The 23,984-nt window shown below is 67.5% G+C and carries 23 protein-coding genes and 1 pseudogene; 10 read left to right on the top strand and 14 right to left on the bottom strand.

Features of this window, described 5'->3' with window-relative positions; translation table 11 throughout:
* Positions 1-121: 121 nt before the first annotated feature.
* The 5 genes from ACWGIC_RS07130 to ACWGIC_RS07110 all read right to left on the bottom strand — a co-directional run bounded on the left by ACWGIC_RS07130 (position 122) and on the right by ACWGIC_RS07110 (position 5,364).
* Complete coding sequence (locus tag ACWGIC_RS07130; RefSeq protein ID WP_452074982.1) at positions 122-1,204, bottom strand: ABC transporter ATP-binding protein; 1,083 nt, start codon at positions 1,202-1,204, stop codon at positions 122-124.
* A gap of 12 nt (positions 1,205-1,216) precedes the next feature.
* Positions 1,217-2,005 (bottom strand): carbohydrate ABC transporter permease, encoded by a 789-nt coding sequence (locus ACWGIC_RS07125; RefSeq protein ID WP_452074994.1) that lies wholly within the window; start codon positions 2,003-2,005, stop codon positions 1,217-1,219.
* 89 nt (positions 2,006-2,094) lie between these two features.
* The gene (locus tag ACWGIC_RS07120) at positions 2,095-3,027 is read right to left on the bottom strand and encodes a carbohydrate ABC transporter permease (protein ID WP_452074981.1); all 933 of its coding nucleotides are present in this window, start codon (positions 3,025-3,027) and stop codon (positions 2,095-2,097) included.
* Positions 3,024-4,364, bottom strand: coding sequence for an ABC transporter substrate-binding protein (locus tag ACWGIC_RS07115; RefSeq protein WP_452074980.1), 1,341 nt, complete (start codon positions 4,362-4,364; stop codon positions 3,024-3,026). Before ACWGIC_RS07115 ends, ACWGIC_RS07120 begins: the two co-directional genes overlap by 4 nt.
* A complete protein-coding gene (locus tag ACWGIC_RS07110) occupies positions 4,357-5,364 on the bottom strand; it encodes a zinc-dependent alcohol dehydrogenase family protein (RefSeq protein ID WP_452074979.1) in 1,008 nt (335 codons plus the stop codon). The genes ACWGIC_RS07115 and ACWGIC_RS07110 overlap by 8 nt, the downstream gene beginning before the upstream one ends.
* Before the next feature lie 185 nt (positions 5,365-5,549).
* Between ACWGIC_RS07110 and ACWGIC_RS07105 the strand changes: the two genes are divergently transcribed.
* The gene (locus tag ACWGIC_RS07105; RefSeq protein WP_452074993.1) at positions 5,550-6,485 is read left to right on the top strand and encodes a sugar-binding transcriptional regulator; all 936 of its coding nucleotides are present in this window, start codon (positions 5,550-5,552) and stop codon (positions 6,483-6,485) included.
* A gap of 3 nt (positions 6,486-6,488) precedes the next feature.
* Here ACWGIC_RS07105 and ACWGIC_RS07100 read toward each other — a convergent pair whose 3' ends face one another.
* Positions 6,489-6,803, bottom strand: a complete 315-nt coding sequence (locus ACWGIC_RS07100; protein WP_452074978.1) for a winged helix-turn-helix transcriptional regulator — start codon at positions 6,801-6,803, stop codon at positions 6,489-6,491.
* Between the two features lie 73 nt (positions 6,804-6,876).
* Between ACWGIC_RS07100 and ACWGIC_RS07095 the strand changes: the two genes are divergently transcribed.
* The 6 genes from ACWGIC_RS07095 (at position 6,877) to ACWGIC_RS07070 (ending at position 11,515) form a co-directional block, all read left to right on the top strand.
* Positions 6,877-7,458, top strand: a complete 582-nt coding sequence (locus tag ACWGIC_RS07095; RefSeq protein ID WP_452074977.1) for an NADPH-dependent F420 reductase — start codon at positions 6,877-6,879, stop codon at positions 7,456-7,458.
* 19 nt (positions 7,459-7,477) lie between these two features.
* Positions 7,478-8,620 (top strand): FAD-dependent monooxygenase, encoded by a 1,143-nt coding sequence (locus ACWGIC_RS07090; RefSeq protein ID WP_452074976.1) that lies wholly within the window; start codon positions 7,478-7,480, stop codon positions 8,618-8,620.
* A 37-nt stretch (positions 8,621-8,657) separates the two neighbouring features.
* Positions 8,658-9,284, top strand: coding sequence for a hypothetical protein (locus ACWGIC_RS07085; RefSeq protein WP_452074975.1), 627 nt, complete (start codon positions 8,658-8,660; stop codon positions 9,282-9,284).
* Entirely contained in the window at positions 9,285-10,187 is a 903-nt protein-coding gene (locus ACWGIC_RS07080; protein WP_452074974.1) for a hypothetical protein, read from the top strand.
* Positions 10,188-10,193: 6 nt separating this feature from the next.
* On the top strand, positions 10,194-10,817 hold the full coding sequence (locus tag ACWGIC_RS07075) for a response regulator (RefSeq protein ID WP_452074973.1): 624 nt from the start codon (positions 10,194-10,196) through the stop codon (positions 10,815-10,817).
* A gap of 77 nt (positions 10,818-10,894) precedes the next feature.
* The gene (locus ACWGIC_RS07070) at positions 10,895-11,515 is read left to right on the top strand and encodes a hypothetical protein (RefSeq protein ID WP_452074972.1); all 621 of its coding nucleotides are present in this window, start codon (positions 10,895-10,897) and stop codon (positions 11,513-11,515) included.
* On the opposite strand, the gene ACWGIC_RS07065 is transcribed toward ACWGIC_RS07070, so the two are convergent.
* The gene (locus tag ACWGIC_RS07065; protein ID WP_452074971.1) at positions 11,502-14,006 is read right to left on the bottom strand and encodes a DEAD/DEAH box helicase; all 2,505 of its coding nucleotides are present in this window, start codon (positions 14,004-14,006) and stop codon (positions 11,502-11,504) included. The genes ACWGIC_RS07070 and ACWGIC_RS07065 overlap by 14 nt on opposite strands.
* Positions 14,007-14,159: 153 nt before the next feature.
* Here ACWGIC_RS07065 and ACWGIC_RS07060 point away from each other — a divergent pair, with 153 nt between their 5' ends.
* Positions 14,160-15,413, top strand: coding sequence for a primosomal protein (locus ACWGIC_RS07060; protein WP_452074970.1), 1,254 nt, complete (start codon positions 14,160-14,162; stop codon positions 15,411-15,413).
* A gap of 5 nt (positions 15,414-15,418) precedes the next feature.
* Here ACWGIC_RS07060 and ACWGIC_RS07055 read toward each other — a convergent pair whose 3' ends face one another.
* On the bottom strand, positions 15,419-16,123 hold the full coding sequence (locus ACWGIC_RS07055; RefSeq protein ID WP_452074969.1) for an SDR family NAD(P)-dependent oxidoreductase: 705 nt from the start codon (positions 16,121-16,123) through the stop codon (positions 15,419-15,421).
* 104 nt (positions 16,124-16,227) lie between these two features.
* Here ACWGIC_RS07055 and ACWGIC_RS07050 point away from each other — a divergent pair, with 104 nt between their 5' ends.
* Positions 16,228-16,782: a TetR/AcrR family transcriptional regulator gene (locus ACWGIC_RS07050; protein WP_452074968.1), complete on the top strand. Its 555-nt coding sequence runs from the start codon at positions 16,228-16,230 to the stop codon at positions 16,780-16,782.
* Here ACWGIC_RS07050 and ACWGIC_RS07045 read toward each other — a convergent pair.
* Both ACWGIC_RS07045 and ACWGIC_RS07040 read right to left on the bottom strand, forming a co-directional pair.
* Complete coding sequence (locus ACWGIC_RS07045) at positions 16,779-17,987, bottom strand: MFS transporter (protein ID WP_452074967.1); 1,209 nt, start codon at positions 17,985-17,987, stop codon at positions 16,779-16,781. The two genes, ACWGIC_RS07050 and ACWGIC_RS07045, sit on opposite strands and share 4 nt — an antisense overlap.
* A gap of 112 nt (positions 17,988-18,099) precedes the next feature.
* Entirely contained in the window at positions 18,100-19,191 is a 1,092-nt protein-coding gene (locus tag ACWGIC_RS07040; protein ID WP_452074966.1) for an adenosine deaminase, read from the bottom strand.
* A 211-nt stretch (positions 19,192-19,402) separates the two neighbouring features.
* On the opposite strand from ACWGIC_RS07040, the gene ACWGIC_RS07035 reads away from it, so the two are divergent.
* Positions 19,403-20,497 carry a PA containing protein gene (locus tag ACWGIC_RS07035; RefSeq protein ID WP_452074965.1) on the top strand — a complete coding sequence of 365 codons (1,095 nt, stop codon included), beginning with the start codon at positions 19,403-19,405 and terminating at the stop codon, positions 20,495-20,497.
* 113 nt (positions 20,498-20,610) lie between these two features.
* Here the strand turns inward: ACWGIC_RS07035 and ACWGIC_RS07030 are convergent.
* The 4 genes and pseudogenes from ACWGIC_RS07030 to ACWGIC_RS07015 form a co-directional block, all read right to left on the bottom strand.
* Positions 20,611-20,881 (bottom strand): annotated as a pseudogene (locus tag ACWGIC_RS07030) (transposase); the annotation flags it as partial.
* A gap of 186 nt (positions 20,882-21,067) precedes the next feature.
* Positions 21,068-22,342 carry a thymidine phosphorylase gene (locus ACWGIC_RS07025; protein ID WP_452074964.1) on the bottom strand — a complete coding sequence of 425 codons (1,275 nt, stop codon included), beginning with the start codon at positions 22,340-22,342 and terminating at the stop codon, positions 21,068-21,070.
* Positions 22,339-22,728 (bottom strand): cytidine deaminase, encoded by a 390-nt coding sequence (locus tag ACWGIC_RS07020; protein ID WP_009072565.1) that lies wholly within the window; start codon positions 22,726-22,728, stop codon positions 22,339-22,341. The genes ACWGIC_RS07025 and ACWGIC_RS07020 overlap by 4 nt, the downstream gene beginning before the upstream one ends.
* Entirely contained in the window at positions 22,728-23,960 is a 1,233-nt protein-coding gene (locus tag ACWGIC_RS07015) for an ABC transporter permease (RefSeq protein ID WP_452074992.1), read from the bottom strand. The genes ACWGIC_RS07020 and ACWGIC_RS07015 overlap by 1 nt, the downstream gene beginning before the upstream one ends.
* Positions 23,961-23,984: the final 24 nt, after the last annotated feature.

Below are 23,984 nucleotides of genomic sequence, written 5' to 3'. Positions count from 1 at the left end.
CTTCGCCCGACCCGGGGCGTATGGCACCGCCCGCGTGGGGGACCCCCCCCCCCCGCTCGTGGGGGGGGGGGTTGTTTAGTTTACGCCCGTTTAATACCCGGCCCCAACACTCACGAGCCGCTCAGCCCAACCGCAGCGTCGTCTTCGGATCGAACGCGTGCGTCTCGCCCTCGCCGCGCAACGCGACCCGGACGTTGTCGCCGATCCGCGGCGGCGTGCGTCCGTCCACCCGGACCACGAACCGGTCGTCGCCGACCTTGCCGTGCAGGTACGCGTCCGCACCCAGTTCCTCGACCAGTTCCACCACCAGCTCGAAGCCGTCGTCCGCCTCGCCGACCAGGCGCAGCGACTCTGGACGGACCCCGAAGACGATCTCCGACAGCCCAGCCGCCGCGGTCCTCACCTCGGCGGGCAGCGGCACCACCAGATCGCCCAGCTGAACTCCGCCGCCGGACAGCGGCAGCGTCGCCAGATTCATCGCGGGCGACCCGATGAACCCGGCCACGAACGAGTTCGCCGGCTTCTCGTACAGCGACCGCGGCGAAGCGCATTGCTGCAGCACGCCGTCCTTCAGCACGGCCACCCGGTCGCCCATCGTCATGGCCTCGACCTGGTCGTGCGTCACGTAGATCGTCGTCGTGCCAAGGCGTTGCTGGAGTTTCGCGATGTTGGCTCGGGTTTCCACGCGCAATTTCGCGTCCAGATTGGACAGCGGCTCGTCCATCAGGAACACGCTCGGCTCGCGCACGATCGCCCGGCCCATCGCGACCCGCTGCCGCTGCCCGCCGGACAACGCCTTCGGCTTGCGGTCGAGGAACCGCGACAGATCGAGCATCGTGGCGGCCTCGTCGACCCGCTTCTTGATGTCGGCCGCCGAGAAACCGCGCAGTTTCAACGCGAAACCCATGTTGTCGGCGACCGTCATGTGCGGGTACAGCGCGTAGGACTGGAACACCATCGCGATGTCGCGGTCCTTCGGCGGCAGGTCCGTCACGTCGCGGTCGCCGATCCGGATGGCGCCCTCGTTGACGTCCTCCAGCCCGGCGAGCATCCGCAGCGCGGTGGACTTGCCCGAGCCGGACGGACCGACCAGCACGAGAAATTCGCCGTCCGGCACTTCGAGACTCAACTGGTCGACCGCGCGGACGCCCGGGTTGCCGGGATAGACGCGCGACGCCTTGTCGTAGATCACTTCAGCGGACATCTGCGTGCTCCCTTACTTCACAGCGCCCATGGACAGCCCGCGCACCAGGTGGTTCTGCGCGATCCAGCCGACGATCATCACCGGCAGCGAGGCCAGCAGCGCGGCGGCGGACAGCTGGGCCCAGTACAGGCCCTCGCTGGTGATGAAGCCGACCAGGAACACCGGCACCGTGCCGGCCCGGGCGGCGGTGAGGTTGACCGCGTAGAAGAACTCCGTCCAGGAGAAGATCACGCAGATCAGCGCGGTCGCGGCGATTCCGGGCGCGACCACCGGCATGATGATCTTGCGCAGCAGCGTCGGCAGATTGGCCCCGTCGATCCGCGCGGCCTCGATCATTTCGCCGGGGACTTCCAGGAAGAACGACCGCATCATCCAGATCGCCAGCGGCAGGTTCATCGCGGTGTACAGGATGATCAGCGCCCACACGGTGTCCAGCAGATTGGTGTTCTGCGAGATGACGTACAGCGGGATGATCGCCGCCACGATCGGCAGCATCTTGGTCGACAGGAAGAAACCCAAGGCGTTCTTCGTGCCCTTGACCGGGGCCAGCGACAGCGCGTAGGCGGCCGGGATGCCCAGAAGCAGCACGAGCAGCGTCGAAATCACCGTGACGAACGCCGAGTTTCCCAGGTACGGCAGGAAACCGCTGTTGAGAACGCCGGAGATCTGGTCGAACGTCGGGGTGAAGAACAGCTTGGGCGGATCGGTGTAGGCGTCGTTTTCCTGTTTGAACGCGGTGAGAATCATCCACAGCAACGGGAAAACGAAGAGGATCGCGATGACCCAGGTCGCTACGGTCAAAGTGCCCGGGCCGTAGCGGCGTTTGGTCTTGCGCGGCGGAGGCGGCGCGGTGCCGGTGGCAGCGGGCGAAGCGGTGGCGGTTGCGGTGCTCACTTGACTCCTCCGTCCACGGAGAACGCGCGGAACATCAGCCTCAGCGCGAACGTCGCGACGATCATCGTCAGGATGACCACGACGACTCCCATCGCGGACGACTGCCCGATGTCGAAGCCCTCGAACGCGCGCTGGTAGATGTAGAACGGCAGGTTCGTGCTGGCCGTACCCGGACCGCCTTGCGTCATCAGGAAAATCGCGTCGAAGCTGTTCACGATGTAGATCGCGCCGAGCAGCGTGGCCAGCTGCAGGAACCGCGACAGGTGAGGCAGCGTGATCGACACGAAGGTGCGCCAGCGGCTCGCGCCGTCCACCGACGCCGCCTCCAGCACCTCCTTCGACTGGCTCTGCAGCCCGGCGAGGATCAGCAGCGTCATGAACGGCGTCCACTGCCAGACGATCTGCGCCATCACCGCGGCCATCGGGAATTGCGAAAGCCAGTCGGTGTCGGTGCCGAACACGAAGTGCAGCAATCCAAAGGACGGGTCGAACACCGTCGTCTTCCACAGCAGCGCACCCGCCGCCGGGAGGATCAGGAACGGAGTGATCAGCAGCGTACGGACGAATCCGCGGCCGAAGAACTTCCGGTCGAGCAGCACCGCGAGCCCGAGTCCGAGCAGCAGCGAAAGGAACACGCAGACCACGGTGAGCACCACGGTGTTCAGCAGCGCGCCGAGGAACGTCGTGTCGGTGAAGACGTCGACGTAGTTGCGGAAACCGACGAAATGCCTAGATCCCGGGCGGACCAGGTTCCACGACTGGAACGAGTAGAAAACGGTGAGCAGGAAGGGAATCTGCGTCACCGCGATCACGAAGATCAGCGCGGGAAGCAGCGGAAGCCGCCGCCTCCCCGTCGAACCGGTCACTTTCTTCGCGGCGGGCCGCGCGGTCGCCGGCGCGGTTCCGGCGGGGACGGAGAGGGTGCTCATCGCTGCACCTCCTGGTAGGACTTTCCGACGGATTCCGCGTATTTCTGCGATTGCGCGAGCGCGTCCGCGACGGAGGTCTGACCGGCGATCGCGGCGGACAGCTGCTGGCTCACCCGGGTGCCGAGGTCCTGGAACTCCGGGATCCCGACGAACTGGATGCCCGGATACGGCACCGGGTTCACCATCGTCTTCTGCTGGTTGGCCGCCGCGATACCGTCCAGCGTCGGCTGGGCGTAGGCCTTCGCGGCTTCCTTGTACTGCGGGATCTCATAGGTCGACTTGCGCGTGCCCGGCGGCACCCGGTTCCAGCCGTAGGTCTCGCCGACCTTCTTCGCGTACTCCTTGTTGGTCATCCACGCCATGAACTTCCAGGCGTCGTCCTTGTTCTTGCCGACCTTCGGGATGCCCAGCGCCCAGGTGTAGAGCCAGCCGCTCGCCTGCGTCTTCTCCACCGGCGCGGCGACGTAACCGTTCTTGCCGCCGACGTGGCTGCTCTTCGGGTCTTCCGTGGTTCCGGTCATCGACGTGGCGTCGTACCACATCGCGGCGTTGCCCTGCGCGTATTTCGTGCCGCATTCGGTGAACCCGGCACTGGACGCGCCGACCTCGCCGTGGTCGCGCAGCAGGTTCACGTAGAAGTTCGCCGCCTGGGTGAACTCCGGACTGGTCAGCTTCGCGTTCCAGTCCTTGTCGAACCATTGCCCGCCAAAAGTGTTCGCCATCGTAGTGAACGGCGCGAGGCTCTCGCCCCAGCCCGGCTTGCCGCGCAAGCAAATCCCGGAGATGCCAGCCTGCTTGTCGTCGAGCTTCGCGGCGAAGTCGGCGATCTGCTGCCACGTCGGATGCGCGGGCATGTTCAGCCCGGCCTTCTGGAACAAGTCCTTGCGATAGACTACAAAGGACGATTCGCCGTAGAACGGCACCGCGTACATCTGGTTCTGATACGACAACGACTGCCGGATGCTCGGGATGAAGTCCGCCTCGTCGTATCCCGGCGTCGCCTTCATGTGCGGTTCAAGGTTTTCCAGCCAGCCGTTGGCCGCCCATTGCGGGGCTTCGTAATTGCTGATCATCACCACGTCGAACTCGCCGCCCTGGGTGGCGGTGGACGCGGTGATCTTCGCCCTGGCCTCGTTCTCCGGCAGGGAGACGAATTTCAGCTTGATCCCGGGGTTGGCCTGCTCGAACTCGCCCTTGAGCGAGATGGCGTCCTTCATCTGCGGATTGGACACGATCGCGACGACCAGTGTCCGCCCGCCGGTGCCGAGCGCCCCGGCTCCGGCGCATCCCGTCACTAACAACGCTGTCGCGGCAAGGAGGCACAGGAGTTTACGCACGGCCGCCACCTCCGGGCAGCACCTGGATCTTGAGACCGGACCCGCTGCGCATCTTCGCCAGCGCCTCGGGGTACTGCTCCAGCGGAAGGGTGTCGGTGATCAGCGCTTCGGTGTCGATGTAGCCGTTCGCGACGAGGTCGAGCGCGTTGCCGTAGCTGTTCAGCACCGCCATCGAACCGACGATGGTGATTTCGTCGTTGTAGATGCGGAACGGCGAAAGCGCGACGCGCGCCTCGGCCGGGGCGACACCGAATACGAGCAACCGGCCGCCGCGGTGCAGTGCGTTGAAAGCGGCTTCGATGGCAGGTGCCGCGCCAGTGCAGTCCACGGCGGCGTCGAAGCGTTCATCGTCCAATTCGGACACATCGGAAGCCACCGCGGCCGCGCCGAGATCGGTCGCGCGAGGCAGCCGCGCGGCGTTGCGGTCGACCATCGTCACGTGCGCACCCGCGCGGAGCAGGAGCTGCTGCATGATCAGGCCCATCGTGCCCGCCCCGACCACGAGGAAGCGTTCGCCCGCCTCCACGCCGATCCGGCGCACGCCGTGCACCGCGCAGGAAACGGGTTCGACCAGCGCGCCCTGCTCCCAGGTCATCGAGTCGGGCATCTTGTAGCAGGTGTCGGCCGGCACCGCGACGTACTCGGCGAAGGCGCCGTTGACCGTGTCGCCGGTGGCGTTCCAGTTCGCGCAGAGGTTGCCGTGCCCGGAACGGCACGGGGTGCAGTATCCGCAGTAGATCGACGGGTCGACCGCGACCCGGTCGCCGACCTTCCACTCGGCGGGCACGTCCGCGCCGAGTTCGACGATCTCCCCGGAGAACTCGTGCCCGGGAACGATGGGATACGGGGTCGGCGGGAAATGCCCGTCGGCGATGTGCAGGTCCGTGCCGCAGATCCCGCAGGCACCCACCTTCACGACGACCTGGCGCTCCCCGGGCTTCGGATCGGGAACCTCGCCGACCCGGATCTCCCCGGGCCGGTCCACGATCGCGGCGCGCATGCGTCATCACCTTCCAAGATGCTCGTTTGAGCGATTTTGACTTATGCCGTAGGTAACATGCGTAGGCATTAGAGGCCGCTGCCTGCGGATCCGTCAACCGGCAAAGCTCATTTTTGCGCTATCCTGCTCATGTGAGCAGGAAAAAGGGGCCACTACCGCTAACCGAGACTCTGCTGCTGGCGACCATGGCCAGGCGGTTCTACGTGCAGGGCGCCTCGAAGCTGGAGATCGCCGACGAGTTCGGCATGAGCCGGTTCAAGGTGGCGCGGATGCTGGACACGGCACTCGAGAGCGGGCTGGTGCGGATCGAGTTCGACCTGCCCGCGCCGATCGACGTCGAACTGTCCGACGACCTCCGCCGCGCCTACCGGCTGGACCGCGTGCTCGTGCTCGAACGAGCGGCCGAGAAGGAGCCGAGGGAGATCGTCCGCAAGCAGGTCGGCGCGCTGGCCGCCCGGCTGCTGGAGGAGATCGCGACCCCGGACGACGTGATCGGGCTGTCCTGGGCGCGGTCGGTCAACGCGATGACCGAGGCGATCCGGACCCTGCCGCGCTGCCCGATCGTGCAGTTGTGCGGCGTGCAGGCGGGGATGGACATGCGCGGCCGTTCGGTGGAGACGGTCAGCCGCGTGACGTCGGTGTCCGGCGGCGATTCCTACCCGATTTTCGGCCCGCTCGTGCTGCCCGACCGGCGGACCACCGAGATCCTGCGGCACCAGCCGGGCATCGCGGAAACGTTCGCGCAGTTCGGGAAACTCACCAAGGCCGTGGTGAGCATCGGTTCGTGGGAGGCCGGGGAGTCGACCGTGTACGACGCGCTGGACGAGGCCGAACGTGCCGCCATCGCCGCCAGGGGCGCGACCGCCGAGGTCGCCGCGCGGCTGTTCGACGCGGACGGGAATTCGCTCGGCACCGGACTGGCGCACCACGTGCTGGCGATCAGCCACGAGGAGCTGATGGCCGTCCCGGAGGTGATCGCGATCGGGTACAGCCGGCCGAAAGCCGAGGCGGTGGACGCCGTCCTGCGGTCCGGGCTGGTGTCGACGCTGGTCACCGACGCCGCGGCGGCCGTACCGCTGCTGGAACTGGCGCGGGCGAGGCCGTTGCCGGAACCGTCGTGAGTGCTAGGCGCGGCTCTGCGCCTCCACCACCCGGTCTCCGTACTCCTCCGCCCAGCGCCCGAATCCCTCGATCGGCCCTAAGAAACTCACCCCCAGGTCGGTGAGCTGATACGCCCCCGCGGCGCGCTCGACGAGCCCGTCGCGTTCCAGCTTGCGCACCGCCTCGGTGAGCACCTTCGCGCTGATCCCGCCGATGCGCGTGCGCATTTCGCCGTGCCGCAGCGGGCCGTTCTTCAACGTCCACAGCACGACCGGATGCCAGGTGTTCGCCACCAGATCGAACGCGAGCCGGGTGCGGCAGTCGGCAATGAACTCCATAGTTACCTTTCGGTTCCTGCCACGGTCCATAACGTCGCTTCCGTACAACCACGCGACGACAGGAGACCTTCCCATGCGCATCGCCCTCTTCGGCACCGGCGGAATGGCGTCCGCCCTCGGCAGCCAGTGGACCCGGCACGACCTGACCGTTTCCGGCCGTTCTTCCTCGCGCGCGGCCGCACTGGCCGCCGAACTCGGCGCTGAGGCTGTGGACTGGGCCGACGCCGCGGCACGAGCGGACGCCATCCTGCTAGCCGTCCCCACCACCGCGCTCGAAGCCCTGCTCACCCCGCTCGACCTGACCGGAAAAGTCCTCATCGACTGCACCAACACCCCTGGTGCGACCGGCGAACCCGTGGCCGCCCGGATCGCCGAATACGCCCCCGGAGCCTCGGTGGTGAAGGCGTTCAACCTCGCCCACGTGGACGTCTGGCGGATGACCCCGCCGTTGTTCGAAGGCCGCCCGCTCGGTGTTCCGCTGTGCGGGACCCCGGACGCGGTCGCGGTGGCAACGGAGCTGGTCCGGGACCTGGGCTGCACTCCCCTGCCCGCCGGCGGCCTGGACCGCGCCGCACTGCTGGAAGCCGCCGCGGGCTTGGCGATCGGCCTGTGGTTCGACGGCCTGGATGCGCGTTCCATGCTCATGAGCGCCTGAATCGCCCTATCCTGGCCTGGTGCCCGGAACAGCGATAGTCGTCGGCGGGGGAATCGGCGGCCTGGCGGCGGCGATCGGATTGTCGCGAGCCGGCTGGCAGGTCACGGTCTTCGAGCGCCTGCCCGGAGAACTGGACGACGCCGGTTCCGGCATTTCCCTGGCCGCCAACGGTGTTCGCGCCCTCGACGCGTTGGGAGCTGGCGACGCACTCCGCGCCGCCAGCCGCTTCCAGCGCACAGTGAGCACCCGAAGCCCGCGCGGCACCTGGCTGGCGCGCATGGACGGAGCCGAACTCGAACGCGTCGCCGGTACGCCGATCGTCGGCATCGCGCGGTATGAATTGCATCGGCTGTTGCGTTCGTTGCTGCCCTCGCCGGTGGTGCGGGAAGAAGTCACCGCCGTCGAGGGCAGCACCGTAGTCACGCCGTCGGGCTTTTACGAGGCGGACATAGTCATCGCCGCCGATGGCGTGAACAGCCGCTTGCGCAAGCACTTCTTCCCCGCGCACCCAGGCCCGGTCTACAGTGGATCTTCCGTCATCCGCGCCATCACCGCCGAGCCATTCGAACTGTCCTCTTCGGACTTCAACCTGACTTGGGGCCGAGGAATCGAGTTCGGCCACATCGGCTTAGCGGACGGCCGCGCCGAATGGCACGCAGTGCTGTCCATCCCGGCGGACACTCGCTACCCCGACCCGATAGCCGAAATGCGCCGCTGCTTCGGCTCATGGCACGAACCGATTGCCGCGTTGCTCGACGCGACTGACCCGAAAGCTGTGCTGCACCATGATGTGCACGAGCTGGTGACGCCACTTCCGTCCTATGTGTCCGGTCGGATTGCTTTCCTCGGTGACGCTGCACATGCGATGCAACCGAACCTCGGCCAGGGTGCCTGTCAAGCGTTGGAAGACGCCGTGACGCTGGCGCACGCACTGTCCTCAACGGACGTCGACACCGCGCTCACCCGGTACGACGCTGAACGCCGCCCGCGCAGCCAAGCCATCGCCCGAGCCGCCCGGCAAACCGGCCGGATGGGTCAGCAGCTGACAAATCCGGTCGGCATCGCGGTGCGGAATCTGGCGCTCCGGGCGATGCCGACGACGGTGATGGCCCGGTCGATGCTGCGCTACACCCGTTGGCAACCGCCAAGCCTGCACTCCTGATCCTGGCCGAGAAGCACGACGAAGGGGACCGTCAAACATGATTGTCCAGTGGTGCGTGAAGGGACTGCACCTGGAGAGTGATGAGGAGGCCAGAGAGCTGATCGACAGCCACGGCGGTCTCACCTGCAACTGGTGGCGGAAAGTGGGCACCATCGGCGCGAATCAAATCAGGGACAAGCTGACGGCCGCAGCGCTTGATCGGCACATCAATCACTTTGACGAAGTTGACCCGATCACCGAGGCTCCGTTCAGCGAAGACAGTCCCTTCATCTCGCTGACATCCGGCACCGTGGAACGAGATGTCTTCGCCGCCACTAACCATCTGCGGCGGGCACGAGACACCGCCTTGTGGTTCGGCACCAGGCACGGCGACTACGATTTCGCCTACCTGTACACCTGCTGGGTGCTGCTCGCCCCGAGGCCGGCGGTGGAAGTCGAAGGGGTCGCCGAGGAGGTACGTGATCTCAACGCCTACCGGCGCTACTCCGCGTATCAAACCGAAGGCGAGGTGACCGCCAAGGTCCTCGTTCCAGACAATCAGATAAAGTCGTGCGAGAAGTGGGAACTGAACCACTCGACGGAGACATTCCAACAGTCATGGGTCCATCCGAACCCGCGATTCACCGAGCCCGAGGCGCTGAGCAATGTCCGGGAGTTGATCTGAATGACCGGAGAACAACTGCGAGCACTTGGGCTCTCCCCCGAACAGGTGCAGCGTGCAGCCAGCTTTCACGAAGCCTGCGCGGAAACCGCCCTCACCGAATTGCGGGAAATCGAGCGCCGCTCCGAGCCCGCCGAACACGAGCGCCTGAGCGAGGTCCGGTTCGCGCTTCGAGCCAACGCGGCTAGCGCATTGCGAGAGGCCGCTCAATGGCGGCTGCTCCTGAGCCCGGTGAACGCGTTATCTCGGCTGCGCCGAGCCGGTACTCTCTTCCAAGAGCTCGGCCAGCCGTTCGGGTACTACCTGAAAGCGATGACCGGAACCCTCGACAAGCAGGATCCAGATCGAATCAATGGCCTGATGTACGCGCTGTTCGCCGAACTGACCGGCGAGCGTCCGCACGCGACCGGCTCCGGCGATTCTGGAATTCGGGCGCACCCTCAGCAACAGGCCTATCTGATCGTCACCGCAAGCAGTCTCGAAGCACCAGGCGGCCGAGAATTCGCCCAGGTCGCGGTGCGCCGCTCTCCCCACCGCTCCGGCGTCATCCCCGTCGGCAGTTTGGGCACCCCGATCACCAAGTACTGGTCAATCGCCAGCCATCTTCTCAGCGGCCAGCAGGAGGATGCGTTCGCCGTCGCCGGGCTTCTCCAGTCAATGTGCCGGGTCTACGGCGAAACGATGGCGCTCGCCCGGTCCAACGAACATCTGTGGAAGAATGCCTCGGCCCCGGTAGACGTAGCCGATCTCGACATCGCCGGTCTGACCGCCTTGTCCGCGCGACGATTCGGTCCTTCGATGACGGCAGACATGTTCGCCGACGCCGGCCCGCTCGATGCTCTCGACCGCATACCGCTCGACCTGGGATTATCCCTCGCCCAGCCGAACCCGAACAATCCGGAGTAGCCAGAAGTGGACACGAACACCGTCATCCTGATCCTCGGCGTGCTCCTCGTGGCCGGCGTCTTGGTGTTGCTGTGGCGGGGGCAGAAAGGTGCCCGGCCGAGCACTCTCAAGGTCTCCTTGTCGGACCTCTTCACCATGGACCTGTCCCTGTCCCCGCAAAATACGGCGCAGGCCGAAGAAGATGTACGAAAAGCCGGGAAGAACAAAGACCCGCAAGATTCCCGAGGCACCCTTACCGAGCCGGGAGCGACAAGCGCGCTGGCCCGGGTGCTGTGGATCGACGACAGGCCGGACAACAACGTCTACGAAACCCTGGCGCTGCAACGCCTGGGCAAGCTCGTCACCGTGGCGACCTCGAGCACGGCCGCGCGCATCTACCTCCGTGGGATGGACTTCGCCGCGGTCGTGACCGACCTCGAACGCTACGGCGATCCCGAGGCCGGCGTCCGGTTCATCCAAGAGCTCCGAACCGAAGGCAATCGCATTCCAATTCTGGTCTATACCGGCGACGCCAACTCCAGCGCCGCCGACGCGGCACGCGCAGCAGGCGCGGACGCGGTGTTCGATCTCCCGCACCGGCTGGTCCAAGACATCGAGGCTCGAGTCACGAGCGCCCGCCGGAAGCGCTGACCACCCGCGAACCTCAGGGTCGAATTGGGTGATTTCACCGGATGCCCACCACCCGAACCCGCCGGGAAACTGGCCCGGTGACTAGGGTTTCCCCGCGCTGGCGGCAGACACTGGTGTGGCTCCACGTAATCTCCTCCGTCGCGTGGATGAGCCAAGCCCTCGCGCTCCTCGTACTGACATTGGTCGCGCTCTCCGGAGAACAGCCGGGCCCGGCGATGACCATGGCCAAGCACCTCGACACCGTGCTGCTCGCCCCCATGGCGAACACCGCCGCGTTCACCGGCCTGCTTCTCGCCGGGGCGACCGCCTGGGGTTTCTTCCGGCATTGGTGGGTGCTGGTCAAATTCGGCCTGACACTCGTCCAGCTGTACGCCGGGATCTTCCTGCTTTCGCCCGCGCTCACCGAGGCCGCGGCGACCGGTGCCCCGGCCTGGCAGCAAGCCGCGGGCACCGCGCTGATGGCGAGCGGTTTGGCGTTCCAGGTCTGGATTTCGGTGGCCAAACCGTGGTCGCGAACCCCGTGGTCCGCCGCCGCCAAACCGCCGGTCGCGCCAGTCTGGGTCTTCGCTGCCGGGCTGGCCGCGCCGATCGCGGACACCGCCGCCGGGATCGCGCTCGGCTACCCGATGCCCGCGCTGTCGCTGATCATGCTCGTCGTGCTGCTCGCCCGGCGGCCGAAAACCCTCAGAGCTGGTTGACGTCCACGACCCGGACCACCGCGCTGCCCACCTCGTCCGAGGCGCGCAGATCCACCTCCGCGCTGATCCCCCAGTCATGGTCGCCCGCCGGGTCGTCGAAGATCTGCCGGACCCGCCACAGGTCCGGCTCCTGCTCGATCAGCAGCAAAGCCGGACCGCGCGCGTCCGGGCCGATCCCGAGCGAATCGTGCTCGTCGAAGTAGTCCTCGATCGCGTCTTCCCACGCGTCCGCGTCCCAGCCGGACGCGGCGTCCAGCGCGCCCAGTTCGTCGTAGGCCCGGCGCGAAGCCAGCTCCACCCGGCGGAACAATTCGTTGCGCACCAGCACCCGGAACGCCCGCTCGTTGCGCGTGACCGCGGGCGGCTCGGGCGGCGGCCGGTGCGACACCGGGCCTTCCTCGTCCGGGTGCCGCAGCGCTTCCCATTCGTCCAGCAGGCTCGAGTCAACCTGGCGCACCAATTCGCCGAGCCATTCGATGAGGTCCTGCAACGATTCGGTCTTCGCCTCGTCCGGCACGGTGTGCCGCAGCGCGTCATAGGTGTCGGCGAGATAGCGCAGCACCAAACCCTCAGACCGCGCGAGCTGATAGAAGCCCACGTACTCCACGAAGTTCATCGCGCGCTCGTACATATCGCGCACCACCGACTTCGGCGACAGCTCGTAATCCGCCACCCACGGATGCCCGGCGCGATACGACTGGTAGGCCGCGTTGAGCAGCTCCTCCAGCGGTTTCGGGTACGTGACGGATTCGAGCAGCTCCATCCGTTCGTCGTACTCGATGCCGTCGGCCTTCATCGCCTGCACAGCCTCGCCGCGGGCCTTGAACTGCTGCTGTGACAGCACCGGCCTCGGATTGTCCACAGTGGATTCCACAATGGACACCACATCCAGCGCGTACGACGGCGACTCGATGTCCAGCAGTTCGATCGCCGCCAGAGCGAAGGGCGAAAGCGGCTGGTTCAACGCGAAATCGAACTGCAGGTCCACCGTCAGGCGAACGATGCGGCCCTCGGCGTCCGGTTCGGGCAACCGCTCCACGACCCCGGCGGCGAGCAGCGAACGGTAGATCTCGATCGCCCGCAGGATCAGCTTCCGCTGCGTCGGCCGGTCCGAGTGGTTGTCCTCCAGCAGATGCCGCATCGCGTCGAAAGCGTTGCCCGGCCGCGAAATCACGTTCAGCAGCATCGAGTGGCTGACCTGGAAGCTGGACGTCAGCGGCTCCGGATCGGCCGCGATCAGCCGGTCGAACGTGCTCTCGGTCCAGTTGACGAAGCCCTCCGGCGCTTTCTTCCGGACGATCTTCTTTTTCTTCTTCGGGTCGTCGCCCGCCTTCTCCAGCGCCTTCGCGTTCTCCACCACGTGATCCGGGGCCTGCACGACCACGTAACCGTCGGTGTCGTACCCGGCCCGGCCCGCTCGTCCGGCGATCTGGTGGAACTCGCGCGCCTTCAAATGCCGCTGCCGTACGCCGTCGTACTTCGTGAGCGCCGAGAACACCACCGTCCGGATCGGCACGTTGATGCCGACGCCGAGCGTGTCCGTCCCGCAGATCACCTTCAACAGCCCGGACTGCGCGAGCGTTTCGACCAGCCGGCGGTACTTCGGCAGCATGCCCGCGTGGTGCACGCCGATGCCGTGCCGCACGAGCCGCGAGAGCGTCTTGCCGAACCCGGCGGAGAACCGGAAGTCGCCGAGCAGATCGGCGATCGCTTCCTTCTCCGCCTTGGTGGTGACGTTGATGCTCATCAACGTCTGCGCCCGCTCGATGGCCGCGGCCTGCGAGAAATGCACGACATACACCGGCGCCTGGCCGCCGTGCAGCAGCTCGGACATCGTCTCGTGCAGCGGCGTGAGCGCGTACCGGAAGGTGAGCGGCACCGGGCGCTGCGCCGAAGTGACCACCGCGGTCGGCCGTCCGGTCCGCCGGGTCAGGTCCTTTTCGAAGAACGAAACGTCGCCGAGCGTGGCCGACATGAGCACGAACTGCGCGTTCGGCAGTTCGATGAGCGGGACCTGCCACGCCCAGCCGCGGTCCGGTTCCGAATAGAAGTGGAACTCGTCCGCGACGACCTGGCCGACCGGGGCGCCGGCGCCGTCGCGCAACGCGATGTTCGCCAAGATTTCCGCGGTGCAGCAGATGATCGGGGCGTCGGCGTTGACGCTCGAATCGCCGGTCATCATGCCGACCTGATCGGCCCCGAAGATCTCGATGAGCTGGAAGAACTTCTCCGAGACCAGTGCCTTGATCGGCGCGGTGTAAAAACTGCGTTTGCCGTGGGCGAGCGCGGTGAAGTGGGCGCCGACCGCCACGAGGCTTTTGCCGGAACCGGTCGGCGTCGACAGGATGACGTTGGCCCCGGAGACGACCTCGATCACCGCCTCCTCCTGCGCCGGGTACAGCTCGATGCCCCGCTGTCCCGTCCACGTCGTGAAGGCTTCGAACAGGGCGTCTGCGTCGGGATCCGCTGGCAGGAGGTCGGTGAGAGTCATCGTGGCGACCATCGTGCCATCCCGTCCCCGGCCGCAGGTGCAGGGGAGATCGCGGGTGCTTGCCCTAACCCGTAGGCTTCCGGTACCGCGCGCTGCCGGAGGGGAACGGACAGGCGGGCGCGCACACGGGCGGTACTCGCGGAGGATTCGGCAATGGCACAGGACATCATCCCGATCGAGCTCGGGCTGCCGCAGGGCGACGTGGTCACCCTCTGGGCCCCGCGATGGCGGGAGGACGGCGAGGAGTGGGAAGCGTTCCTCGGCGACGAGGACGACCTGTACGCCTTCCCGGACGCCGCGCACCTGGCCGCCTTCGTGCGCACGGCCGAGCAGCACGACCTGCTCGACCACCCGGCGTGGGACGCGGTGCCCGCGCTGAACGTGCCCGAGCTGATCCCCGACGACGACCACTCCTACGACCTCGTCGGCGTGCCCGAGCTGGTCGCCGAGGAGCCGGACTCGTGGACGATCGGCGAACTGGCCGAGATCGTCGGCATCGTGCGTTCGCTCGCCGACGTGTGCGAGCTGGACGAGGTGCACGAGGTGCTCGACGCCTACGAAGGCTTCTCGCTGCTGGAGCAGGGCCGGCTGCCGTTCACCGGGCGCGAGGGCGAAGCGCTGTGGAACGACCTGTCGAAGGCCGTCTCCGAGAAGTGGGACACCGTGCTCGACGCGATCGACAACCTGGTGACCGTGCCGGACGTCGACGCCGCGGTGCTGGAGCAGACCGCCGAGGAGCTGGCCGCCTTCCACGAGGAGTCCGCCGAGGCGGAGGCCGGTGAAGAGGACGGCGGTCCGGAAGACCTCGAAGCGGTCGACGCCGAGGACGAGGACGCCGAGGACGAGCCGGTCGGGTTCTGGGGCGAGGTCGGCATCGACCCGATCAAGATCGTCACCTCCGGCGCGGAGTACTACACGCTGCGCTGCTACCTCGACGACAAGCCGGTGTTCCTCGGCAACGAGGGCGAGATCGACGTGTTCAGCTCGCCGAAGGCGCTGCTCAACGCGATCAAGGCGGGCGACGAGCTGGCCGACACCGATCTCGCCGGGGTGTCCACTTGGGACGAGGTGCGGGAGAAGGCGGCGGCGGGCGAGCTGGAGGTCGAGGTCGACACCGACAACACCTACGTGTTCCCCGGTCTCGACGAGGACATCGCCGAGGGCCCGGAGTCGATCGACCCGACCCAGCTTGAGCTGGCCGTCGAGCTGATCACCGACGCCGCCGAATGGGCGGGCGACGACACCGTCGAAACCGCGCTGGCGGCCAACGAAAGCCTCGGCTGGCTGGTGTCGTTCGTGCTGCGGCCGGACCCGAGCCGGCTCGAGCCGAGCGCTCCGTTCGACGCCGAGCAGAGCGCCTGGCGCAAGCTGGTGGAGGACTTCGAGAACCGCCTCACGGTGGTCTGAACCTGCTAGAGAGCGTCGAACACGCTCTCGGCCGGGTCACCGGCGGAGAACATCTTCCAGGCGACGCCGGCGATCGCATCCGGATTCAGGGTGTGACCGTCGGCGTCGCCGTATTTTTCCCGCTGTGCAACGACCATCCGGTGAATGTCGCCGCGCTCGATCAGGCCGCCGATGATGAGGCTGCCCGCGTACACGCCGGTTCCGGCCAGCCCCTCGTGCAGGGTCCGCGCATAGTTCCGCAGCGCCGCTGACGACACCGCGAGCGCGCCGAGCGCGGGCATCGGCCGCACCGCGCTGAGCCCGCCGGCGAACAGGAATCCGCCGCGGCCGCGCTCCAGCATTCCCGGCAGCAGCTTGCCGACCACCTCGACCGCCGGATACACCCAGCTCATCGCCTTCTTGACGGCGTCCGCGGTCGCGTCGGCGATGTCCGTGGGCATGCTGTCCGGCTCGATCGCGGCCGGGCCGTAGTAGGCGATGTCGATGGCGCCGAACCGTTCGGCGATTTCGTCGAGCGTCGCCCCGATTCCGTTGCGCACGTCGCCGACGAACGCTTCCGCGTTTTCGAGTTCAGCCAGGTAGGCCGGGTGCCGCTCAGCGGTACGCGAAACGAGCGCGACCTGGTATCCCTCGTCGGCGAACCGGTGTGCCATCGACATTCCGAGGCCGGGTCCGGCTCCGAGAACGACAGCGGTCGGGCGAGTGGTCATGGCTGTGGCGTCCTTCCCCAGAGTTAAGTCGAGGGTGACCTCGACTTCGTTCGCCAAGCTACCACAAAACCCGAGGGTGTCCTCGACTTTGTACGATGGGACCCATGGCCACCGGATCGAAGCCGTTGCGCGCGGACGCCGCCCGCAATCGCGGCAAGCTGCTGGCCGCCGCGACGCGCGCGTTCGGCGAACACGGCCTCGACACACCGCTGGAACAGATCGCCCGCAACGCCGGGGTCAGCATCGGCACGCTGTACGCGCACTTCCCGACCCGGGACGCTTTTATCGACGCGATCCTGCCCGCGCAAATCGCCGCGTTGGACGAGTTGGCAGCGAAGGCGCTAGCGGAGCCGGACCCGTGGCAGGGCTTCACCGGGTTCCTCGACGGGCTGTTCGCGTTGCAGGCCAAGGATCACGGCCTGAACGACGCCCTCGCCCGGCGGATGCCGTTGAGCCCGGCCGTGCTGGAGGCGTGCCGCGCCGGGTTCGTACACGCGGCGCGGGTTTTGGACCGGGCAAAGGAATCCGGTCAGTTGCGCACGGATTTCGAGCCCGAGGATCTCGCCCCGCTGGTCTCCGCGATGTCGCAACTGATCCGAGAACCGCCGGAGACGTGGCAACGGCACCTGGCCTTCTTTCTCGACGGACTGCGCGCCTAGTCCTTTTCGGACTCAGCGCGGACCGGCACCAGACCTATTGCCAGCAAAGGGAAAACCGCAGCCACGCAATACGCCAGCGCGTACCGGCTGTCTCCGATTACCAGCCCTAGCAACGGCGGCGTCAGCGAGGCGGCGATGTTCTGCGCGGTGTTCTGCGTCCCCATCGCCCGCCCCGACCACGCGACCCCAGCCAGCTCGGCCGAAGCGGTGAAGCCAAGACCGTTGTCCGCCACCGTGATCACCGCCGCCAGCACCAGCGCGGCCAGCACCAGCCACAGCCCTGTCGCGTCCCCGACCGCGACCAGCAGCATCACCACCACACTGGCGACGGCGAGCTGGCGCATCGGCCGCAACCGGCTGCCGACCCGGTCCGACCAATAGCCCGACGCCAGCCGTCCGAGCGCGCCGAGCACCTGAGCCACCGCGACGAACACCCCGGCCTGGGCAGCGGTCCACTGATGCTGCGAAACCAGATACACCGGTGCGAACGCGGAGACCGCGAACTGCGGCACCACCAACAGCGCGCTCGCGCCGTGCACTCGCCACAGCCACGGCTTGCGATACGGCGACGGCGGCCGCTCCCCCTTCGCCGCGAGCGGCGGCCGCGGCGGGTCCACCACGAACGCCGCCACCAACAGCGCCACCAAGATCGCCAGCGCGGCGGGCAGCAGCATCGCCGCCTGGAACCCCCACGCCGCGGCCAGCGGCGGCAGCCCGAGCGCGGCCACTCCGACGCCCAGCGGCTGCGCGGTCTGCCGGATCCCCATCGCGACGCCGCGCTCGGATTTGGCGAACCAGCCCATCACGACCCGGCCGCTCGCCGCGTTCACCGAAGCCGTGCACGCACCGGCGACGAGAAACACTCCAAAGAGAAGGCCGACCGGGTGGTGCCACAGGGCGGCGTACACGAGGAGTAGCCCCGATAGACCCAGGCCGAGCGCCATGATGAGGCGCTCGCCGTACCGGTCCGCGGCAGCGCCCCAGGCGATGAGCGTGAGCAACAGGCCGAAGCTCGGCGCCGCGACCACCGTGCCCGCCTGCGCCAGCGTCAGCTGGTCGGCCTCGCGCATCGCGGGCACGAGGAACGGGAGCCCGTAAAGAAAGGAACAGCTGGCGGTCTGCGCGGCGAGGCCGAGCGCGAGGATCAGCCACCGTCGCGAGCCGCCTTTTTGCCGCACCTGCTCCCCGGTCTCCACCTGCGCCATTCCGCCCACCGTCTCACTATGCGAGAATTACGTCTTACATAGTGAACAATAGTTGGCATGGCTAACGAACGCAACCGCCTTTCGGAGGCGGCCGCGTCCGCACCGCCGGGGCTCAGCCGAGTGCCGCGTACCCGGGTTTGACGACCTTCTCGATCAACTCGAGCCGCTCGTCGAAATCGAGGAACGCGGATTTCATCGCGTTGATGGTGAACCAGCGGAAGTCGTCGAGGCCGAAGCCGAACGTCTCGGCCAGCGCGGCGAATTCACTGGTCATCGTGCACCCGCTCATCAGCCGGTTGTCGGTGTTGACGGTGACCCGGAAGCGCAGCCGGGCGAGCAGTCCGATGGGGTGCTCGGCCAGCGACGGCACGGTTCCGGTCTGCACATTCGACGAGGGGCAGATTTCCAGCGGGATGCGCCGGTCCCGGACGTAGCTGGCCAACCGTCCAAGATGGACATTTCCGTCGGCTTCGGTGGTGATGTCCTCGACGATCCGCACCCCGTGCCCGAGCCGTTCCGCACCGCAGTACTGGATTGCCTCGCCGATCGACGGAAGCCCGAACGCTTCGCCGGCATGAATAGTGAAATGCGCATTGTTCCGGCGCAAATAGTCGAATGCGTCCAGATTGCGGGTGGGCGGGAATCCGTCCTCCGGTCCGGCGATGTCGAATCCGGCCACCCCGGCGTCGCGGTAGCGCACCGCCAGTTCGGCGATCTCCAGCGCGCGGGCGTGCTGGCGCATCCCGCACAACAGGGTCCGCACCCGGATCCGGCCGCCGCCGGCGGCCACTCGCCGGGTCCCTTCGGCGAAGCCTTCCTGGACCGCCTCAACCACTGCATCGAGTGACAGCCCGCGCTCCACGAACAACTCCGGCGCGTACCGCAGCTCGGCGTAGACCACCCCGTCCGCGGCCAGGTCTTCGACCGCTTCGGCGGCAACCCTGACCAGCGCTTCCTCCGTTTGCATCACACCACACGTATGGGCGAATGTTTCGAGGTACGACACGAGCGAACCGGAGTCGGCCGCGGCGCGGAACCAGCGGCCGAGTTCGTCCGGATCGGTCGCCGGGAGTTCCCGGTAGCCGAGATCGTCGGCGAGTTCGGCGACCGTCGCGGGGCGCAAGCCGCCGTCGAGGTGATCGTGGAGCAGGACCTTGGGAGCACGGCGCAGGATCTCCGTGCCGAGCGGGGTTACGTCCGACATGCTCCAACGGTAGCCTCGCTGTCATTCCCCTACCTGGCCGTAACCGAGAGCACCGGAACAACCCTCTGCTCAGCACTGTGCGCAAGGAATCGGCCATCCGGGTGGCGCGGCCGTTATCCACGTTCCCCGGGGGCCATACGCACAGCAATTTTCTTCATCGATAAGCTCGGGTCAGTCCCTTCCATTTTCCCCGCCGACGAAGGACACCGCAGTGACCACTGACAACCACATTGCCGCTCCGTCGTTCGACCGGATGCGCAACATGCTGGTGCGCGCGGCCGAGGTTCGTGAGAGCGAGCAGCAGCAGATCTTCGACGCGCTCGACGACATCTACGCCCGGCTCGCCCCGGTGGACTCCCTCGGCGCGGTGCGCAAGCGGCTGTCGGAAATGCCGGACCGCACCGAGGTCGGGGTCCTGGCGGAGCGCCTCGACGAGGCGATGACGCGGCTGGAGTCGCAGGACAACGCGATCGCCGCGCTCACGCACGCGGTGGAGAGCATCGTCGACAAGCTGGCGAAGCCCTTCGCCCAGCTCGACGGACGCCTCGACGGCGTGGCGGCGCGGTTCGAGGGCGTCGCGGGCCGGATGGACGGGCTCGAGGACAAGCTGCAGAACATCCACCGCAGGCTCGACGAGCTGGGCGGGCACCTGGACAAGCAGGACACGAAGCTGGAGTCGCTGCCGCAGGCCACCCAGGGCCCGATCCGCGACCGGATCGAGATGGCCGAGTCGTCGCTGCGCGAGCGGATCGAGACCACCGACCAGGAACTGCGCTCCCGCGTGGACGAACTGGACCGCGCGACGAAGGAGCGGATCGCCACCGCGACCGACGCGCTGAAGAGCGCCGTCTCCGACACCGGCGAGATGATCGACCCGGCCGCGCGGCTCGACAGCGTCGGCACGAAGCTCGAGACGATCACCCAGCGCCTCGACGACCTGTCCAGTCGCATCGACAAGGTCGAGGACGACGTCACCGGCCGCATCGGCGACCTGGACGGCTCGGTCCGCAGCGGCCTGTCGAAGGTCGAGGGCACGCTGTCGAAGCAGCCGGACACCGACGCGGTCGACTCGCTGGTGCGCCGCAGCAACGACGAATCCGTCCGCCGCATCGGCGGCCAGCTGGACGAAGCGATGGCGACGTTCGCGGAGCTGATGCTCGGCGGCGGACCGGCCGTGCAGCAGATCGCCCCGCCGCCGCCCGCCCCGCGCCAGCCGCGCCGCGCCAGCTCGCGCAACGGCCGGTCGCCCAAGGCCGCGGAAGCGAAGGCCAAGGCCGGCGGCGACTCGGACGAGTCGACCGACTGAGAACGTTGAATGACCGAAGCCCCCGTCCAGAGTTCTGGACGGGGGCTTCGTCGTTTCAAAGTCACTAGCCGCGGCCGAGCCCACCCTCTCCTGGGGGTGTCCCTCTGTGGTTGTCAAGCCGCAGCGGGCTGGTTGGCGGGTTCGGGGTGGCGGTAGTGGGTGCCGTTGCGGAGCATGGCGTAGAGGACGTCGCAGCGTCGGCGGGCCAGGCAGATCAGCGCAGCGTTGTGTTTCTTGCCCTCTGCTCCGGAACTGCGGGGTGACCGGCGCGATGCCCGCGTAGGCCGCGAGGTGCGCGGAGCTGGCGAAGGTGGAGGCGTCGCCGATTTCGAGGAGGATGCGGGCTGCGGTCCTGACGCCGATGCCGGGCATCGATGTCAGGACCCCGGCATAAGCCATGCCGGGCCTGGCGACCACAGCTCCTCGATCAGGAACTACGAAAGAGGTAACGGGGCTGCCCATGCCCAGTTTACCGGTGCCACCCGACGAAACCGGCGCACCGAGCGCGCAGAGTCCGACTGGTCCACAACTGAGACGGGGTGTGGACAACCTGCCCCGGAGAGCAAATCCTCAGGGCCGGACTGTCTCCAGCACGATTCCCCGCTCAGCAGGAGCCTCCGTGCCCACCGCGAACCCGCCTTCCAACGCGGCCAGGGCCGCCGGGATCGCGTCCGGGGTGTCGGTGTGCAGTTCCAGCAACGGCTCCCCCGCCACCACCTGATCACCAGGCTTCGCGTGGCACAAGATCCCCGCCGCGGCCTGCACCGGGTCTTCCTTCCGCGCCCGACCAGCCCCGAGCCGCCAAGCCGCGACGCCCACCGCGTAGGCGTCCAGCGAAGTCAGCACTCCCGAAGCAGGTGCCGGGACGACGTGCACTGCAGAAGGCCGCGGCAAATCAGCCGAAGGATCCCCGCCCTGGGCAGAGATCATCCGAGCCCACACCTCGTACGCCTCGCCGGACGCCAGTACTTCAGCCGGATCAACTGAGATACCTGCCAACGCCAGCATTTCCCGAGCCAGCGCCACGGTCAGCTCGACAACGTCCGCGGGGCCGCCGCCGCGGAGAACCTCAACCGCCTCCGCCACCTCCACCGCGTTCCCGACCGCCCGCCCGAGCGGCGTGCTCATGTCGGTGATCAACGCCGTGCAAGCGACGCCGTGCGCGGTGCCGATGTCCACGAGCGTCCGTGCCAGAAGCCGTGCCTCGGGCACGGTCTTCATGAACGCCCCGGAGCCAGCCTTCACGTCCAGCACGAGCCCCGAAGCACCCTCGGCGATCTTCTTGCTCATGATCGAGCTGGCGATCAACGGCACCGACTCGACCGTCGACGTGACATCCCGCAGCGCGTACAGCTTCTTGTCCGCCGGAGCCAATCCCTCGGTCGCCGCGCAGACCACCGCGCCGACCGAGTTGAGCTGCGCCGCGATCTCGTCCAAAGACAAAGCCGCGCGCCACCCCGGGATCGCCTCCAGTTTGTCCAGCGTCCCGCCGGTGTGGCCGAGCCCGCGTCCGGACAGCTGCGGCACCGCGGCCCCGCACGCGGCGACCAGCGGAGCCAGCGGCAAGGTGATCTTGTCGCCGACCCCGCCGGTCGAATGCTTGTCGACGGTCGGGCGCGCGACGTCCAGCGACAGCCGCGAGCCCGAGTCGATCATCGCGCCGGTCCAGCGCGCGATCTCGCCGTCGTCCATGCCACGCAAGAAAATCGCCATCGCGAGCGCGGCCATCTGCTCTTCCGCGACCGCGCCGTGGGTGTAGGCGTCGACGACCCAGTCGATCTGTTCGTCGCTCAGCCGCCCGCCGTCCCGCTTGGTCCGGATGACGTCTACCGCAGTGAAAGTCACGGCAGATCCTCCGGCCCGAACGCGTCCGGCAGCACCTCCGACATCGGCAGCACCCCACGCGGAGTGTCGACCAGACAAGAAGAACCGCCGAGTTCAAACAGAATCTGCCGACACCGTCCACAAGGCATCAACAGCTCACCCGCGCCGCTGCGGCAAGCCACCGCAACCAAACGACCACCGCCGGACAGTCGCAATTGTCCGGCCATTGTGCACTCAGCGCACAAACCCAAGCCGTACGAAGCGTTTTCGACGTTGCAACCGGTCACCTGACGGCCATCGTCCACAATGGCCGCGACGCCGACGTGCAATCCCGAATAAGGCGCGTAAGCGTGCGAAGCAGCCGACACCGCGGCCGCGCGCAAAGCTTCCCAGTCCACTTCGGACATCAGTCGCCCTCACCTCGCCGGTACTGCGCACCGTCCGCCTTAGGCGGCCGAAGTCGTTGCGACGCAACGGCTAGCACGATCAGCGTCACGAAGTGCGCGGTGTACGGGATCAAGTCGCTCGGCAGAGTGTCGTTGGTCCAGTAGATCGCGTACAGGATGCCAGCGCCGACGACGCCGAGCGCAGCCGCGATCCAGCGCTTCCGGATCAGCTGCACGATCACGATGATCGCCAGCAGAATCACCGCGCCGTACAGCAACGCCAGCACCGCGTCGCCGCCACCGGCGAGCTGCAGACCGTCGGAGTACCCGAACAGCGCGGCGCCGCCGAGCAGCCCGCCCGGCCGCCAGTTGCCGAAAATCATCGCGGCCAGACCGATGTACCCGCGGCCGTTGGTCTGGTTCTCCAGGTAGTCCGCACCGCCCTTGAGCAGCACCAGCGAGGCACCGCCCATCCCGGCGAAACCACCGGAAATCAGCACGCCGACGTACTTGTAGCGGTAAACGTTCACGCCGAGCGACTCCGCCGCGACCGGGTTCTCGCCGCACGAACGCAGCCGCAGCCCGAACCGGGTGCGCCAGAGCACCCAGTAGCTCACCGGGATCAGCACGATCGCGAGCATGGTCAGCGGCGCGACCCCGGTCACCAGCCCGCGCAGGATGCCCGCGACGTCAGAAAGCCCGACGCGCTGCTGGTTTTCCAGCGAGCCAAGCCAGTCCGACAATCCGGCCGCCGAATAGGTGTCGAACTTCGGCACCGGCGGCGACTGGCGAGGGTTTCCCGACAGCGGCTCGAAAATCAGGTTCGCCAGATACTTCGCGACACCGAGCCCGAGCAGGTTGATCGCGACACCGGAGACGATGTGGTTGACGTTGAACGTCACCGTCGCCACCGCGTGCAGCAACCCGCCCAGCGCGCCGAACGCGATCGCCGCCAGCAGGCCGACCCACGCGCCGCCGTAATACGCACCCCAGGCCGCGCCCCAGGTGCCGAGGATCATCATGCCTTCGAGGCCGATGTTGATCACGCCAACGCGCTCGGCCCACAGGCCGCCCAGCGCACACAACAGGATCGGCAGCGCCAGCCGCAGCGCGGTCGACGCGGTGTTGCTCGACGTCAGCGCCGAAACGCCGGTGGCGTACGACGCGGTGGACATGACCGCGATCGCGACCACGGCCCAGATCACGCCGCGCAGCCAGCCGGGGATCCGCTGCCGCTTGCGCTTGACCGGCATCGACGTCCCGGACTCCGGCTCGGG

This window comes from Amycolatopsis sp. NPDC054798 (assembly GCF_053611505.1).
Note: the sequence above shows the minus strand (reverse complement) of the source record. Positions and strands in the feature narration are given on the sequence as shown.